The sequence below is a fragment of the Streptococcus infantis genome, assembly GCF_047463175.1.
Lineage (GTDB): Bacteria > Bacillota > Bacilli > Lactobacillales > Streptococcaceae > Streptococcus > Streptococcus infantis_AC.
In genome coordinates this window covers 1-18800 of the sequence record NZ_JASHEJ010000005.1, presented here as the reverse complement: position 1 = coordinate 18800, position 18800 = coordinate 1, and the positions used below count along the sequence as shown (strand labels likewise).

Below are 18800 nucleotides of genomic sequence, written 5' to 3'. Positions count from 1 at the left end.
GTAATGAAAGATTTTTGGTAATGGACAGTGTTGTAGCGGCCTCTTCATTTGAATAAGGGTAAGTAAAAAGAGATCAAGAAAATGAAAACATAAAAAATTGTTTTCATCTTTTTTCTTGACTCTATACTTGGATGTGATATACTTAACTAGTAAACAAACAGACTGAAAGTACTGTAATAATAGAAAAATTGTTTGAAGAAAGGGGCAAATCATGAGACAATTAGCAACAGAAATTGATCATTTTTTAAATGAAGTAATCCTGAAAGCTGAAAATCAGCATGAAATTTTGATTGGTCATTGCACGAGTGAAGTGGCCTTGACGAATACCCAGGAGCATATTCTTATGCTCTTATCAGAGGAGTCATTAACGAATTCGGAGTTGGCTCGCCGTCTCAATGTCAGTCAAGCAGCTGTCACCAAGGCCATTAAGTCCTTGATTAAAGAGGGGATGTTGGAGACATCCAAGGATCCTAAGGATGCAAGAGTGATCTTCTATCAATTGACAGACTTGGCACGACCAATCGCTGAAGAGCACCATCATCATCATGAGCACACCCTCTCGACTTATGAACAAGTTGCTAGTCAATTCTCGGCTGAGGAGCAAAAAATTATCCAGCGGTTTTTAACTGCTTTAGTAGGAGAAATCAAGTAATGAGATACATCACAGTAGAGGATTTGTCCTTCTATTATGACAAGGAACCTGTGCTTGAGCATATCAATTACAGTGTTGATAGTGGGGAATTTGTCACCCTCACTGGAGAAAATGGAGCCGCCAAGACGACTCTTATCAAGGCTAGTCTTGGTATTCTACAACCAAGATTTGGAAAAGTTACCATTTCAAAGACCAATACTCGTGGGACAAAACTAAGAATCGCCTACCTTCCTCAACAGATTGCCAGTTTTAATGCAGGCTTTCCAAGTACCGTTTATGAATTTGTCAAATCAGGTCGCTATCCAAGAAAAGGTTGGTTCCGTCGTCTAAATGCTCACGATGAGGAACATATCAAGGCTAGTTTAAACTCTGTTGGTATGTGGGAACATCGGGATAAACGCATTGGCTCCCTTTCTGGCGGGCAAAAGCAAAGGGCTGTTATCGCACGTATGTTTGCTTCAGATCCTGATATCTTTATCTTGGATGAGCCGACGACAGGGATGGATGCGGGAACCAAGGATGAGTTTTATGAACTCATGCACCACAGTGCCCACCATCATGGCAAGGCTGTTTTGATGATTACTCACGATCCTGAAGAAGTTAAGGACTACGCAGATCGTAATATTCACCTGGTCCGAGACCAAGATTCCCCATGGCGTTGCTTCAATGTCCATGAAAGTGACCAGGAGGTGGAGCATGTTTAATCTATTGTCTTATGATTTTATGCAGCGAGCCTTTTTGGCTGTTATTGCCATGAGTCTCTTTTCACCAGTTCTTGGGACCTTCCTAATCTTGCGTCGTCAAAGTCTTATGAGTGATACTTTGAGTCACGTCTCGCTTTCAGGGGTTGCCTTTGGCTTGGTTTTAGGAATTTCTCCGACCATTTCAACCATTGTGATTGTCTTGATTGCAGCGGTCTTCCTTGAATACCTACGTACGGTTTATAAAAGCTTTATGGAGATTGGGACAGCCATTCTCATGTCTACAGGCCTTGCAGTTTCACTTATTGTTATGAGTAAGGGTAAGAGCTCTAGCTCTATGAGTCTGGACCAATACCTTTTTGGTTCTATTGTGACTATTAGTCAAGAGCAGGTCATTGGTCTCTTTGTTATTGCAGCGGTTGTTTTAATCCTGACCTTCCTCTTTTTAAGACCTATGTATATTCTAACTTTTGATGAGGATACAGCTTTTGTCGATGGTCTTCCAGTGCGTACCATGTCTATTCTCTTTAACATGGTAACGGGTGTGGCTATTGCACTCATGATCCCAGCAGCGGGAGCGCTTTTGGTATCGACTATCATGGTCTTACCAGCAAGTATTGCTTTGCGTCTAGGTAAAAACTTTAGTTCTGTGATGATACTTGCTAGCGTCATTGGTTTTCTAGGCATGGTTGCGGGGCTTTATATTTCCTATTATGCAGAGACACCACCAAGTGCAAGTATCACCATTATCTTTGTAGTTGTCTTTTTAGTAGTCAGCTTACTCAAACGTTTTATCAAATAGGAGAAGTACATGAAAAAACTAAGCCTACTTTTGGCAAGTCTTGTGACCTTATTCTTAGTCGCTTGCTCTAATCAAAAACAAGCAGACGGGAAATTAAATATCGTGACAACTTTCTACCCTGTCTACGAATTTACCAAGCAAGTAGCAGGGGATACAGCCAATGTCGAACTTTTAATCGGGGCTGGAACAGAGCCACATGAATATGAACCATCACCTAAGGCAGTCGCTAAAATCCAAGATGCTGATGCCTTTGTTTATGAGAATGAAAATATGGAAACTTGGGTTCCTAAGCTTTTAGAATCTCTAGATGCGAAAAAAGTAAAAACAATCAAGGCGACTGGAGATATGCTACTCCTTCCAGGAAATGAAGAAGAGGAAGACCATGACCATGGTGAAGAAGGTCATCATCACGAGTATGACCCTCATGTATGGCTGTCTCCTGCGCGTGCGATTAAGCTTGTAGAACACATCCGTGATAGTCTTTCAGCTGACTATCCAGATAAGAAGGCGACTTTTGAACAAAATGCAGCAGCCTATATCGAAAAACTGCAATCCTTGGACAAGGCCTATACTGAAGGACTTTCTAGTGCAAAACAAAAGAGTTTTGTGACTCAACACGCAGCCTTCCGTTATCTAGCTCTAGACTACGGACTTAATCAAGTCTCTATCTCAGGTCTTTCACCAGATGCGGAGCCTTCAGCAAGCCGTTTGGCAGAATTGACCGAGTACATCAAGAAAAATAAAATCTCTTATATCTACTTTGAAGAAAATGCTTCTCAAGCCCTAGCGAATACCCTCTCAAAAGAAACAGGAGTGAAGTTAGATGTTCTGAATCCTCTTGAAAGTTTGACAGAAGAGGACATGAAGGCTGGAGAAACCTATATCTCTGTCATGGAGAAAAACCTCAAGGCCCTCAAGCAGACAACTGATCAGGCAGGAGCAGAAATTGAACCGGAAAAAGCAGAGGAAACTAAAACCGTTCAAAATGGCTACTTTGAGGATGCCGATGTTAAGGACCGTACTCTGAGTGATTATGCTGGTAACTGGCAGTCTGTCTATCCTTTCCTTGAGGATGGGACTCTTGACCAAGTCTTTGACTACAAGGCTAAATTGACTGGCAAGATGACCAAGGTTGAGTACAAGGCATACTATCAAAAGGGTTACCAAACAGATGTAAGCAAGATTAATATTACAGATAATACTATGGAATTCATCCAAGGTGGCCAAAGTAAGAAATATACTTACAAGTATGTCGGCAAGAAAATCTTGACTTATAAGAAAGGGAATCGTGGAGTACGCTTCCTCTTTGAAGCGACTGATGCAGACGCCGGGCAATTCAAGTATGTTCAGTTTAGCGACCACAATATTGCTCCAGTCAAGGCAGAGCATTTCCATATCTTCTTTGGAGGCACTAGCCAAGAAGCCCTCTTTGAAGAGATGGACAACTGGCCAACCTACTATCCAGATGGCTTATCAGGTCAAGAGATTGCTCAAGAAATGTTGGCTCATTAAATCCAAACAATCCTTCCTACATGGGGAGGATTGTTCTTGTTTTATCAACGTTGAGCATCTAGATTGACATTGGTTGAGAAGGGAGTACAATAGATGCAATAAAAATAGTTACAATAAAGAGAGGTTTTCTATGGTTTACGAATATAATAGTAAGATTTATTTGGCTGAAGTAGCTTTAAATGTCAAGGACTTAGAAAGTCAGACAGCATTTTATCATCAGTTGCTTGGGTTGGAGATTTTGAATCAATCGGAAAATCAAGTTCTTTTAGGTGCCGGTGGGAAACCACTAGTTCGGCTAATTAAGACAGCTGACATTAGCAATCCGGAGCAGAGTTATGGTCTTTATCATATAGCACTTCTTTTGCCGACTCGTGAAGATTTGGCTAATGTTTTTAAACACTTGTTAGATCTAAAGGTTCCACTAGTTGGTGGTGCGGATCATGGCTATAGTGAGGCTATCTATCTAGAAGACCTGGAGGGTAATGGCTTAGAACTCTATAGAGATAAGCCTGTGGCGGTATGGGATATTCGTGAGGACGGGCGAATTATTGGGGTCACAGAAGAGTTGTCTGCCCAAGCTATCTATGAACTAGGACGAGGTATAGAGCCTTTTGCAATTGCAAGTGGGACTCGCATGGGGCATGTTCACCTATCTGTTAAAAATAGCCGAGAAGCGAGTACAATCTATCAAGAGTCTCTAGGTCTGGAGGATAAATTTACGATTCCACATGCTAGTTGGATCGCATCGGGGGATTATCATCATCATTTGGCTGTCAATGAATGGGGTGGCAAAAACTTAGTTCGACGTAAGAATGGAATGGTGGGGCTAGCCTACTATGTGGTTGAAGTTGAGAATAAAGAGGAATTATTAAAAATAATTGCTCAATCTCAAAGTAGCGAAGCGGTAACTCAGTGGATTTCTTCGGCAGAGTTCAGCATGACTGATAAAGACGGTATCGTTACGCGAGTTAGAGTTGGAAATTAGAACAGAGTGGTTCGGTCTACCTTATCAGTAGTTTGAATTGCTCTCTTTTTTATTCAGGTTTTTTGAAGATGACAAGTTAGGAAAAAGAAATAATATGGGAAAAGATATTGAGAGTATCACAAAATACTAAAAAGGGATGGAAAGGAAGAGAGGATTATGATACAATTATCTTATTATTAGGAGGATTATAACTGTGGAAAAAGTATTAGGAAATATTTTTGAAAAACGAAAGCAATTTTTATCGTATGGTCTCGGCGCATACTTAATAGTTATTTTACTGAATTTATTGCACTATGCTCCGCAAGATCTTTTTCTAAGTCTAAATTCGGGACCTGTTTTTGACAAAATCTTGGTCTTTCTTATAGCAGCTGTATTCATTGGGGTAGTGGAAATAAAGTCATCCCTCAATATTCGTAGGATTAATATTCTTATTTCATGCCTAGCCTTATTTTTTGCTGTCTATAAAAGTATTTCATTTTTCCTGGCGCTAGGTTTACTACTTTTGTCTGTGGTTCTCTTTGTGTTTTTTAAGTTCAAAGGTGAAACCTTATCTTTTTTATATTTGTTTACGGTAGTAGGGACACTCCCCCGGTTGTTAACCCTAGTTGATTCTAATTTTAATGATACGGCGCTTGGTTTTCATGCCGTTGATTTAACGACTACAAGATTTTATATATTAATTTGGCCAGTCGTTTTAGCAGTGATTGTTTCTGCTGTACTGATTTTGCTTTTTGCACAGTTACCAGTAAAGGAGTTTTTAGAAAAGCATAAAAAAATAGTATGGTGGGCAGTCTTGTCTCTTAGCATTATTTATGTTTTGTATCTCTGTGTCGTTGTCTACTATAAAGTTAAGACAATTGAAGTAACTACCTTTGACATTGGTATTTTTTCTCAAATGTTTGAGCGTATGAATACAGATTGGACTCCGATTACAACATTGGAGAGAGACCGAGTGCTTTCCCATTTTGGAGTACATGTGTCACCAATCTTTTATCTAATGCTTCCCTTCTATAAATTATTCCCATATGTAGAGACGTTAGACATTTTACAGGTTTTAGTTGCTTTTTCTGCAGTTATTCCTCTAAAACTATTGCTTACTAAATTCAAACTATCTAAACTAACAAATATATTGACAGTAGCATGGTTTGTTTTATTCCCAGTTATAACAACTGCAGGAGGGACTCATCTCCATGAGAATTGTTTCCTAACTGCGTTGATATTCTGGTTATTCTATTTCATTGTTTCCGAGCAAAAACTGGGTATTATAGGTTCGACTTTACTGCTGTTATTGGTAAAAGAAGATGCTTTTATCTATGTTATTAGCATTGGCGCCTACTTCCTGTTACAAAAACGTTTCGTATTTTCAAAAAAGACGAAATTATGGATTCTATTGGCAGATCTCATCTTACCACTTGTCTATTTCATGTTTGCGATGTATCTCTTGAGTGTTTATGGTGAAGGAGGTATGGTTTCTCGTTTTGACGCTTATCTACAGGATGGTGAAAATGGATTGTTCATGGTCTTGAAAAATCTATTAACCCATCCAGAATATGTAATTAGTACAATTTTTACAGCTAAGAGATTGGGCTATTTGTTCCTAATGTTGTCTCCGCTTTGCTTTCTACCTCTTTTTCAACGTAGCTGGGAAAATTATATTTTGGCTCTACCACTTGTTGTCATTAATTTGTTACCCAATTGGCTATATCAATATGACATCGGTTTTCAATATAGCTATGGTAGTGCAGCCTTACTTTTTCTAATGGCTCTACTCTCTTTAGAGAATCTTCAAATTCATCAGATCCTTCAAGAAAAATTAATTGTTCTTACGGTTACGATAGGTATCGTTGTATCTGGAATACTCTTACACCAGTTGACGCATAAATGGAACTTCAATATCAGTTATTATCATCAAAACAAACAAAATTTTGATGATATACGATACACTTTGGAAAGTCTGCCGTCTGAATCTTCAGTTGTCGCTGAACATCCATACACACCAATTCTTAGAAAACATCAAAAATTATATGACATTTTCTATCACAACGGTCAGAAAGTGGATTCGTCTATTGATTTTGTAGTTATTCCGAGAAAAAGCAAGGATACTAGCGAACTCTATGTTGAGCTGGTCAAACAATATGAACAGTTAGGTTACAAGGAAAGTGGCTATTCTTCGAATGAAATTTTTATCCTAGAAAAACCACAATAATCTATCTCTCCTGAAAATCACCTTTTCTGAAAACAAGCCACAACTATACTAAAGCAAGAAAAATCCTTCAAAGGACTTGAAAAATTAGAGAAAATCGGGTATAATATGAGTAATCATTTGTCGTAGGTTTTGTCTGAAATATTGTCCGGACAAGGCTCACAGCAGTTAAATCTCCTGAAAAAAGTCAGATTTAACTGCTCTTTTTGTGCTTTTTTTCGGTATTTTTTGCATCTGTAACAGAGATTTAAAGATTCTGAAAAATTAGCCAATGGGGATAAGTTGATAGGGGTTTTAGAACCATTAAACGATAATTATTAGCTTAGGCGACTAAGCTTGGAACTTTATTTACAAAGGAGAATCATCTTGGCAGGACATGACGTTCAATACGGGAAACATCGTACCCGTCGTAGTTTTTCAAGAATCAAAGAAGTTCTTGACTTACCAAATTTGATTGAAATTCAAACTGATTCATTTAAAGATTTCCTAGACCATGGTCTGAAGGAAGTGTTTGAAGATGTATTGCCAATTTCAAACTTCACAGAAACAATGGAGTTGGAATTTGTTGGCTACGAAATCAAAGAACCTAAATATACGCTTGAAGAAGCTCGCATCCATGATGCTAGTTATTCAGCACCAATCTTTGTAACTTTCCGCTTGATTAACAAAGAAACTGGCGAAATCAAAACTCAAGAAGTCTTCTTTGGTGATTTCCCAATCATGACTGAGATGGGTACTTTCATCATCAATGGTGGTGAACGTATTATCGTATCACAGTTGGTGCGTTCTCCAGGTGTTTACTTTAATGATAAAGTAGACAAAAACGGTAAAGTGGGCTACGGTTCAACTGTTATCCCTAACCGTGGAGCTTGGTTGGAACTGGAAAGTGACTCAAAAGACATCGCCTACACTCGTATCGACCGTACTCGTAAAATTCCATTTACGACTTTGGTTCGTGCACTTGGTTTCTCAGGCGATGACGAAATCTTTGATATCTTTGGTGACAGCGAGTTGGTTCGCAACACTGTTGAAAAAGATATCCATAAAAACCCAATGGACTCTCGTACAGACGAAGCTTTGAAAGAAATTTATGAGCGTCTTCGTCCAGGTGAACCAAAAACTGCTGAGAGTTCACGTACCTTGCTTGTGGCTCGTTTCTTCGACCCACGTCGTTATGACTTGGCAGCTGTTGGACGCTACAAGATTAACAAGAAATTAAATATTAAAACTCGTTTGCTCAACCTAACAATCGCTGAACCATTAGTGGATCCTGAAACTGGTGAAATCCTGGTTGAAAAAGGTACTGTTATGACTCGTGATGTCATCGAAAGCATCGAAAGTCACTTGGATGGTGATTTGAACAAGATTGTCTACACTCCAAATGACTCAGGTGTTTTGACAGAACCAGTTGTCCTTCAAAAATTCAAGGTTGTGGCACCAACTGATCCAGACCGTGTTGTAACAATCATCGGAAATGCAAACCCAGATGATAAAGTTCGCACTATCACTCCGGCAGATATCCTTGCTGAAATGAGCTACTTCCTTAACTTGGCTGAAGGCATCGGTCGTATCGATGATATCGATCACCTCGGAAACCGTCGTATTCGTGCCGTTGGTGAATTGCTTGCCAACCAAGTACGTCTTGGACTTTCACGTATGGAACGTAATGTTCGTGAACGTATGTCTGTTCAAGATAACGAAGTATTAACACCTCAACAAATCATTAACATCCGTCCAGTGACTGCGGCGATCAAAGAATTCTTTGGTTCTTCACAATTGTCACAGTTCATGGACCAACACAACCCACTTTCTGAGTTGTCTCACAAACGTCGTTTGTCTGCCTTAGGGCCTGGTGGTTTGACACGTGACCGCGCTGGATATGAAGTACGTGACGTGCACTACACTCACTATGGTCGTATGTGTCCGATTGAGACCCCTGAAGGACCAAACATCGGTTTGATCAATAACTTGTCTTCATATGGACACCTTAACAAGTATGGCTTCATTCAAACTCCATACCGCAAGGTTGACCGTGCAACTGGTAAAGTAACTAACGAAATCGTTTGGTTGACTGCCGATGAAGAAGATGAATACACAGTAGCTCAGGCTAACTCTAAATTGAACGCAGATGGAACTTTTGCTGAAAAAGTTGTCATGGGACGTCACCAAGGGGTTAACCAAGAATATCCAGCATCAAGCGTTGACTATATGGACGTTTCTCCTAAGCAGGTAGTTGCCGTTGCGACAGCATGTATTCCTTTCTTGGAAAATGATGACTCCAACCGTGCCCTCATGGGTGCCAACATGCAACGTCAGGCTGTTCCGTTGATTGATCCTAAAGCGCCTTTCGTTGGTACTGGTATGGAATACCAAGCAGCCCATGACTCAGGAGCTGCAGTTATTGCACAACATGGTGGTAAGGTTACCTATGCGGATGCGGACAAAGTAGAAGTTCGCCGTGAAGATGGGTCTCTTGATGTTTACCACATCCAAAAATTCCGTCGTTCAAACTCAGGTACTGCTTACAACCAACGTACCCTTGTTCGAGTTGGCGATGTCATCGAAAAAGGTGACTTTATCGCAGATGGACCTTCTATGGAAAAAGGTGAAATGGCGCTTGGACAAAACCCAATCGTTGCCTACATGACATGGGAAGGTTACAACTTCGAGGATGCCGTTATCATGAGCGAACGCTTGGTGAAAGACGATGTTTACACATCTGTTCACCTCGAAGAATACGAATCAGAAACACGCGATACAAAGCTTGGGCCTGAAGAAATCACTCGTGAAATTCCAAACGTTGGTGAAGATGCCCTTAAAGACCTCGACGAAATGGGTATTATCCGTATCGGTGCTGAGGTTAAAGAAGGGGATATCCTTGTAGGGAAAGTCACACCTAAGGGTGAAAAAGACCTTTCTGCTGAAGAACGTCTCTTGCACGCTATCTTCGGTGATAAATCTCGCGAAGTTCGTGATACTTCCCTTCGTGTACCACACGGTGCCGATGGTGTCGTTCGTGATGTTAAAATCTTTACACGTGCAAACGGTGATGAATTGCAATCTGGTGTCAACATGCTGGTTCGCGTATACATCGCACAAAAACGTAAGATCAAGGTCGGAGATAAGATGGCCGGACGTCACGGGAACAAAGGGGTTGTCTCTCGTATCGTTCCTGTAGAAGACATGCCTTACCTTCCGGATGGAACTCCAGTCGATATCATGTTGAACCCACTTGGGGTACCATCTCGTATGAATATCGGTCAGGTTATGGAACTTCACCTTGGTATGGCGGCTCGTACTCTTGGCATCCACATCGCAACACCAGTCTTTGACGGAGCAAGTTCTGAAGATCTTTGGGACACTGTCAAAGAAGCAGGTATGGATAGCGACGCTAAGACTATCCTATACGATGGACGTACTGGTGAACCATTTGATAACCGTGTGTCAGTTGGTGTCATGTACATGATCAAACTTCACCACATGGTTGATGATAAATTGCACGCTCGTTCAGTCGGACCATACTCAACCGTTACACAACAACCACTCGGAGGTAAAGCTCAGTTTGGTGGACAACGTTTCGGTGAGATGGAGGTTTGGGCGCTTGAAGCCTATGGTGCATCAAATGTTCTTCAAGAAATCTTGACTTACAAGTCTGACGATATCAACGGACGTTTGAAAGCTTATGAAGCTATTACAAAAGGAAAACCAATTCCAAAACCAGGTGTTCCAGAATCGTTCCGAGTTCTTGTAAAAGAATTGCAATCTCTTGGTCTTGACATGCGTGTCCTTGACGAAGACAATCAAGAAGTGGAACTTCGTGACCTTGATGAAGGAATGGACGAAGATGTCATCCACGTAGATGACCTTGAAAAAGCCCGCGAAAGAGCAGCTCAAGAGGCTAAAGCAGCCTTTGAAGCAGAAGAAAATGCAAAAGCGGAAGCAACAGAAGAAGCTGCTGAATAAGAATAAGCAGTTCACTTATAATAGAAAGGGAAGAAATAGTGGTTGATGTAAATCGTTTTAAAAGTATGCAAATCACACTAGCTTCTCCAAGTAAAGTCCGTTCATGGTCTTATGGAGAAGTCAAAAAACCTGAAACAATCAATTACCGTACGTTGAAACCAGAACGTGAAGGACTCTTTGACGAAGTGATCTTTGGTCCTACAAAAGACTGGGAATGTGCTTGTGGTAAATACAAACGCATTCGTTACAGAGGGATTGTTTGTGACCGTTGTGGTGTTGAAGTAACGCGTACAAAAGTTCGTCGTGAACGTATGGGGCACATCGAGTTAAAAGCTCCTGTATCTCATATCTGGTATTTCAAGGGGATTCCAAGCCGTATGGGCTTGACCCTTGACATGAGTCCTCGTGCCCTCGAGGAAGTTATCTACTTTGCTGCTTACGTGGTGATTGATCCAAAAGATACACCACTTGAGCACAAGTCTATCATGACAGAGCGTGAATACCGTGAACGCTTGCGTGAGTTTGGTCATGGTTCATTCGTTGCCAAAATGGGTGCCGAAGCTATCCAAGACCTCTTGAAACAAGTAGATCTTGAAAAAGAAATTGCTGAACTCAAAGAAGAGTTGAAAACAGCTACTGGACAAAAACGTGTGAAAGCTATCCGTCGTTTAGATGTTTTGGATGCTTTCCACAAGTCTGGAAACAAGCCTGAATGGATGGTTCTTAACATCCTTCCAGTTATTCCACCAGATCTTCGTCCAATGTTGCAGTTGGATGGTGGCCGTTTTGCCTCATCTGACTTGAACGACCTTTACCGTCGTGTTATCAACCGTAACAATCGTTTGGCTCGTTTGCTTGAGTTGAACGCGCCAGGTATCATCGTTCAAAATGAGAAGCGTATGCTTCAAGAAGCGGTTGACGCTTTGATTGACAATGGCCGTCGTGGTCGTCCAATTACAGGACCAGGTAGCCGTCCGCTTAAATCATTGAGCCATATGCTCAAAGGGAAACAAGGACGCTTCCGTCAAAACTTGCTCGGTAAACGTGTTGACTTCTCAGGACGTTCTGTTATTGCCGTTGGTCCAACTCTTAAGATGTACCAATGTGGTGTGCCACGTGAAATGGCGATTGAGCTCTTTAAACCATTCGTTATGCGTGAAATCGTTGCGCGCGATATCGTTCAAAACGTTAAAGCGGCTAAACGCTTGGTAGAACGTGGAGATGAACGTATCTGGGATATCCTCGAAGAAGTGATCAAAGAACACCCAGTACTTCTTAACCGCGCACCTACCCTTCACCGTTTGGGTATCCAAGCCTTTGAACCTGTCTTGATTGACGGTAAAGCCCTTCGCTTGCACCCGCTTGTCTGTGAAGCCTACAATGCCGACTTTGACGGTGACCAAATGGCCATCCACGTACCTCTTTCAGAAGAAGCCCAAGCAGAAGCTCGTATCTTGATGCTTGCTGCTGAGCATATCTTGAACCCTAAAGATGGTAAACCAGTTGTTACTCCATCTCAGGACATGGTTTTGGGTAACTACTACTTGACTATGGAAGAAGCTGGTCGTGAAGGCGAAGGTATGGTCTTCAAGGATCGTGACGAAGCTGTCATGGCTTACCGTAATGGTTATGTTCACCTTCACTCACGTGTTGGTATCGCAACAGATAGCCTTAACAAACCATGGACAGAAGAGCAAAAACACAAAATCTTGCTTACAACTGTTGGTAAAATTCTCTTCAACGATATCATGCCAGAAGGACTACCATACTTGCAAGAGCCAACAAACTCTAACTTGACAGAAGGTGTTCCGGCTAAGTACTTCTTGCCATTAGGTGGAAATATCAAGGAAGCTATTGATGGACTTGAACTCAACCCGCCATTCAAGAAGAAAAATCTTGGAAATATCATCGCTGAAATCTTCAAACGTTTCCGTACGACAGAAACGTCTGCCCTACTTGACCGTATGAAGAACCTCGGCTACCACCACTCAACTCTTGCAGGTTTGACAGTGGGTATCGCTGATATTCCAGTCGTTGAAGACAAGGCTGAAATCATCGAAGAATCACACAAACGTGTAGAACAAATCACAAAACAATTCCGTCGTGGTATGATTACAGATGACGAGCGCTACAATGCTGTTACAGCTGAATGGCGTGCTGCCCGTGAAAAACTCGAGAAACGTTTGGTTGCCAACCAGGATCCTAAGAATCCTATCGTTATGATGATGGACTCTGGAGCCCGTGGTAACATCTCAAACTTCTCACAGCTTGCCGGTATGCGTGGTCTGATGGCTGCTCCGAACGGACGTATCATGGAATTGCCAATCCTTTCAAACTTCCGTGAAGGTTTGTCAGTACTCGAAATGTTCTTCTCAACTCACGGTGCCCGTAAAGGTATGACCGATACGGCCCTTAAGACAGCCGACTCAGGTTACTTGACTCGTCGTTTGGTTGACGTTGCCCAAGACGTTATCATTCGTGAGGATGACTGTGGAACTGACCGTGGTCTCTTGATCCGTTCTATTACTGAAGGTAAAGAGATGATTGAGTCTCTCGAAGAACGTCTCAATGGTCGTTACACTAAGAAAACTGTTAAACATCCAGAAACTGGTGCAGTTATCATCGGTCCAAATGAATTGATCACAGAAGACAAGGCTCGTGAAATTGTTAATGCCGGTGTCGAAGAAGTAACCATCCGCTCAGTATTTACATGTAACACTCGTCATGGTGTCTGCCGTCACTGTTACGGTATCAACTTGGCGACTGGTGATGCGGTTGAAGTTGGTGAAGCAGTTGGTACAATTGCTGCCCAATCTATCGGGGAACCTGGTACACAGCTTACAATGCGTACCTTCCACACGGGTGGGGTTGCCTCAAATACCGATATCACTCAGGGTCTTCCTCGTGTCCAAGAAATCTTTGAAGCCCGCAATCCTAAAGGGGAAGCGGTTATCACAGAAGTCAAAGGGGAAGTTACAGCAATCGAAGAAGATGCTTCAACTCGTACCAAGAAAGTCTTCGTTAAAGGCGAAACTGGAGAAGGCGAATACGTGGTACCATTTACAGCCCGTATGCGTGTCCAAGTTGGAGATCAAATCTCTCGCGGTGCAGCTCTTACAGAAGGTTCTATCCAACCAAAACGTCTCCTTGCTGTACGTGATGTCTTGTCAGTTGAAACTTACCTCCTCGGTGAAGTACAAAAAGTATACCGTAGCCAAGGGGTAGAAATCGGTGACAAACACATCGAGGTAATGGTTCGTCAAATGATCCGTAAAGTTCGTGTCATGGATCCAGGGGATACAGACCTTCTCATGGGTACTCTCATGGATATCAACGACTTTACAGATGCCAACAAAGATGTTCTTATCGCAGGTGGTGTTCCAGCAACTGGTCGCCCAGTCCTTATGGGAATTACCAAAGCCTCACTTGAAACAAATAGTTTCTTGTCAGCTGCTTCCTTCCAGGAAACAACTCGTGTCCTTACAGACGCAGCTATTCGTGGTAAGAAAGACCATCTCCTTGGTCTCAAGGAAAATGTTATCATTGGTAAGATTATCCCAGCTGGTACAGGTATGGCTCGCTACCGTAACCTTGAACCACAAGCAGTCAATGAAGAGTCACTCCTTGCAGATTCACTAGAAGAGCAAGTAGATGCCCAGGTTGAGACTGTTGAAACAAGTGAATAAAATAATGCTTAAACAAAAAGAGGGTCATCCCTCTTTTTGAACGTATAGATACTGAAAATTCTATGTATATTTTCTAGAAAAATGATAGTAAATTGAAATAAAAAAAACATTACTTTTAATTTTCAAAATAGTGAGCAAAAAGCTTTAAAAATAAGTATAATAGTGCTAAAATAAGACGTTGCTTGTTTAGAGAATTATTAAAAACAACGCATAAAATATAACAATATATGCAATCCCACAAGGGTATTGGAGGTAATATCGTGAAAAATGATTTGTTTAACGATCGTATCAGTCGATTTTCGATTCGTAAACTAAATGTTGGAGTATGCTCAGTCTTACTCGGAACATTAGTTATGCTTGGTACAGCCGCAAACGTTAGTGCGGATGAAGCTGTAGAGGATAAAAAAGCTGAAGGAGTTGTAGCTACAACAGAAGTTGACAAGGCAGAAACTCCTGAAACTACAGAAACAGCACCTGCTAAAGAAGTAACTTATCAAGCAGATGCAGCTCCTGTAGTTCCTGCAGAATTAACAGCTCCAGCAACAACTGATAAAGCTGAAGCTCCTGTAACTGCACCAGAAACAGCCCCAACTACAACAGCTCCTGTTGAAGAAAAGGCTCCAGTTGTGTCACCTGTTGCCCCAGCGCAAGCAGACCAGAAAACAGAAGTTCCTGCTGTAGGCGTAGAAGCATCAGCAAAAGAAGAGAAAGTTGCAACAGCTCCAGCAGAAAACACTGGGAAACGTCGCACACGTCGTGCTGTTGGTGACCCAAATGATCCAAACTTGATTGGGGATGACGTTGAAGACGCAACTTCAACTCCAAAAGTTGAAAAACCTGGTTTTACAACAGATCTTGATGCCAAATCTTTGACTAGCCAAATTTCTTGGTTGGACTTTGGAGATGTAGCCAACTGGACAGGAGCAAAAATAATCCAGGTCGCAAAAAATGAAACTAAACCAAATGAGCTAACAGAGAGCTTGGCTCTTCAAGTTGGGGCTACCTATACCAAGGAAATCATGCCTGGCTATGTAGTTACTGTAAGAGTCAAATCTTTGAAACCATTCCAAGCGACTGAAATCTATAAAAAACGGATGGAAGATCAAGGGGCTACAGAAGCCGAAAAAGCGACCTATGATCCAAATGCAAAAAATGGCTATGTAAATGGTGTTACTTCACCAATTGCTAGGAAAAATTTTAATGATGGCAAAGAAGCCGACGTTATCGCTGATGCTCAAAACCGTTGGACTGAAATTAAATTTGAAAACATTGATACGAAAGCCAAGAAGACTACCATGGGTTCTGCATATAATGGTGGGAATATTGGAGTTCAGTTTGAAATCTCTGCAACCTTCCGTGGAAAGAAAGTTAAGCCAGCTATTGTTATGGCTGATGGGGAGTCTGCTATGCCTGGTGAATTTGTTATGTTCACTACCAACGGAGAAGGTTGGAAGCATATTGGAGAATGGAAGAAAACTACTAAACCATCCACCTCTGTAACTTATGAACCACAAGATGCTGAGAATCTTTTGGGACCTACACCTAAACATAATTATGGTCAAAACCTTGGTCAAATTCGTAGATCTACTGAAGTTGGGCCAGAAAAGAAACCAGTAGCCTGGAAATATTTCGGAAATCCTGACAAAGTTACGGGTGGTCTAGGAACAGGTATCTTTGGACCAAACTTTTCTTCAGGTAATTATACTGTTCCAATTGTGATGACACGTGGTGCCTCTGAAGTGGGACTTTACATTGCTTCAGGTGGTAAACAGTCTGCTATGCTAGGATTCTTCCCAATTGATGAAGGGGACGCTCCTGAGTCATATGGTAAGGCTATGCATACCATTGCAACTGTAGACGGTGTCACTGGAGCTAAAGTAAATCAACCGTATATTGGTAATGTGAGCCCAGATATGGATGAAAACACTACTCAAGACTGGTTCGGTGATGATAACTCAACTACGGCCGATGAAGGAATTAACCAATTGCTTCCAGAGGAACTCAAAGGGACAACCAATGAGATGATTCAAATGGACCGTACCAAACCAGGTAACTACAAGATGTCAATTCAAGCTCATACGGATGGAGCTTCAGAAGCACATATCTATGGTTGGGTAGACTTTAACCAAAATGGGAAATTCGATGAGGATGAACGCTCAAATCTCGCTACAATCACACAAGATGGCACTGTTGAGTTGACCTTTGCAAACAGCAAGACTTACGTCGACCCAAGCGTTAAAGAGTTAGGTGCTCGTATTCGTATCGCTAAGAAAGCGAACGAGATCGAAAGCCCAACTGGCATGGCCTTCTCAGGTGAAGTAGAAGACTTCAAGACTCAAATTACCCACCCACCAAAAGGAGAATTTAAGGAAACAAGTGGCCCTCAAGGTACGAAACAATCAGCAACTGTTGCCTTTATAGCACGTGGAGAACACAAGTTTGAACGTGATTCTAATGCTGTGATTGATGAAACTGTAGAACCATACATCGTTGACAAAGATGGCAACCGCGCAACCCTTGACGCAGACGGTTACTACGTCGTTCAAGGACAAGGTAAATACAAGATTACTGCTAAGGGCAAAGATGTAGACGTTGAGTTTATCCCAGAAGATAACTTCCTAGGAACAGCTGATGGTATCTCTATCCGTCGTTCAGATAATAATGGCTATGATACTGGTTGGTCAACAAAATTCCCAGACAGCGAACCTAATGTGAATGGCCAATTAAATACTATGGATGGTCAATATGTTCCAACTGTAACACCGATTGACATTGAAGGAGTTGACAAGACTTCTAAAGATATTCAAGGTGCAACTCAAAAAGAAACACCGACCTTTAACACAACTGCGACTAACTCAAATGGTGACAAGATTGCAATCACTCCAAGTGCAGAATATCCTGCTAAGTTGGTAGATCCAGCTACAGGTCGCACGATTGATGAGCCATCTGTAACAGTTGAAGGGGAAGGAACATACACGATCAATCCTTCAACGGGTGAAGTAACCTTCACTCCAGAACCAAGCTTTACTGGTACAGCCAAAGGTGTGGAAGTTACATTGTCAGCGCCAGTTGGTCGAAATAAAGACGGTCAGATTCAAAAAGAGTACATTAAGACTGCTACAGCTAAGTACACACCAACTGTTGTAGGAGTAACACCAACCGCAACACCAGCAGAAACAAAAGATATTCAAGGTGCCACTCAAACAGGTAAGCCTGAATTCAAGGGTGGTACAGTTGAAGTTAACGGTGTTGAGAAGACTGTTCCAATCAACGAAGATGTTCCAGCAACATTTGATGATGGATCAACAACTAAGACTGTTGAAGGTGTTGGTAAATTTACGGTTGCAGCAGATGGAACAGTAACATTCGTTCCAGAACCAAACTTTGTAGGAACAGCACCAGCAGTAACAGTTGTCCGCGAAGATAAGAATGGAACAAAAGCATCAGCGACATACACACCAACAGTTGTAGGAGTAACACCAACCGCAACACCAGCAGAAACAAAAGATATTCAAGGTGCAACTCAAACAGGTAAGCCTGAATTCAAGGGTGGAACTGTAACGGTTGATGGCGTTGAGAAGACTGTTGAAATCAACGAAGACGTTCCAGCAACATTTGACGATGGATCAACAACTAAGACTGTAGAAGGTGTTGGTAAATTTACAGTTGCAGCAGATGGAACAGTAACATTCGTTCCAGAACCAAACTTTGTAGGAACAGCACCAGCTGTGACAGTTGTCCGCGAAGATAAGAACGGAACAAAAGCTTCAGCGACCTACACACCAACAGTATTACCAGTAACACCAACCGCAACACCAGCAGAAACAAAAGATATTCAAGGTGCCACTCAAACAGGTAAGCCTGAATTCAAGGGTGGTACAGTTGAAGTTAACGGTGTTGAGAAGACTGTTCCAATCAACGAAGATGTTCCAGCAACATTTGACGATGGATCAACAACTAAGACAGTAGAAGGTGTTGGTAAATTTACAGTTGCAGCAGATGGAACAGTAACATTCGTTCCAGAACCAAACTTTGTAGGAACTGCACCAGCAGTGACAGTTGTCCGCGAAGATAAGAACGGAACAAAAGCATCAGCGACATACACACCAACAGTTGTAGGAGTAACACCAACCGCAACACCAGCAGAAACAAAAGATATTCAAGGTGCAACTCAAACAGGTAAGCCTGAATTCAAGGGTGGTACAGTTGAAGTTAACGGTGTTGAGAAGACTGTTCCAATCAACGAAGATGTTCCAGCAACATTCGACGACGGTTCTACAACTAAGACTGTTGAAG

Annotated in this window: 9 protein-coding genes; all 9 read left to right on the top strand. The window is 41.8% G+C overall.

Features of this window, described 5'->3' with window-relative positions; genetic code table 11:
- Positions 1 to 211: 211 nt before the first annotated feature.
- Positions 212 to 652, top strand: coding sequence for a zinc-dependent transcriptional regulator AdcR (gene adcR / locus QM859_RS08655; RefSeq protein ID WP_004254011.1), 441 nt, complete (start codon positions 212 to 214; stop codon positions 650 to 652).
- Positions 652 to 1356, top strand: a complete 705-nt coding sequence (locus QM859_RS08650) for a metal ABC transporter ATP-binding protein (protein ID WP_004254010.1) — start codon at positions 652 to 654, stop codon at positions 1354 to 1356. The genes adcR and QM859_RS08650 overlap by 1 nt, the downstream gene beginning before the upstream one ends.
- Entirely contained in the window at positions 1349 to 2155 is an 807-nt protein-coding gene (locus QM859_RS08645) for a metal ABC transporter permease (protein WP_004254009.1), read from the top strand. The genes QM859_RS08650 and QM859_RS08645 overlap by 8 nt, the downstream gene beginning before the upstream one ends.
- Before the next feature lie 9 nt (positions 2156 to 2164).
- A complete protein-coding gene (locus QM859_RS08640; protein ID WP_414262794.1) occupies positions 2165 to 3667 on the top strand; it encodes a zinc ABC transporter substrate-binding protein AdcA in 1503 nt (500 codons plus the stop codon).
- A 130-nt stretch (positions 3668 to 3797) separates the two neighbouring features.
- On the top strand, positions 3798 to 4652 hold the full coding sequence (locus QM859_RS08635; protein ID WP_414262793.1) for a VOC family protein: 855 nt from the start codon (positions 3798 to 3800) through the stop codon (positions 4650 to 4652).
- A 193-nt stretch (positions 4653 to 4845) separates the two neighbouring features.
- A complete protein-coding gene (locus tag QM859_RS08630; protein ID WP_414262792.1) occupies positions 4846 to 6858 on the top strand; it encodes a DUF2079 domain-containing protein in 2013 nt (670 codons plus the stop codon).
- A 363-nt stretch (positions 6859 to 7221) separates the two neighbouring features.
- Complete coding sequence (rpoB, locus tag QM859_RS08625; RefSeq protein WP_414262791.1) at positions 7222 to 10818, top strand: DNA-directed RNA polymerase subunit beta; 3597 nt, start codon at positions 7222 to 7224, stop codon at positions 10816 to 10818.
- Positions 10819 to 10856: 38 nt separating this feature from the next.
- Entirely contained in the window at positions 10857 to 14504 is a 3648-nt protein-coding gene (gene rpoC / locus QM859_RS08620; RefSeq protein WP_414262790.1) for a DNA-directed RNA polymerase subunit beta', read from the top strand.
- Positions 14505 to 14764: 260 nt separating this feature from the next.
- Positions 14765 to 18800, top strand: a 4036-nt coding sequence (locus QM859_RS08615) for a GEVED domain-containing protein (protein WP_414262789.1), incomplete at its 3' end; no start/stop codon positions are given.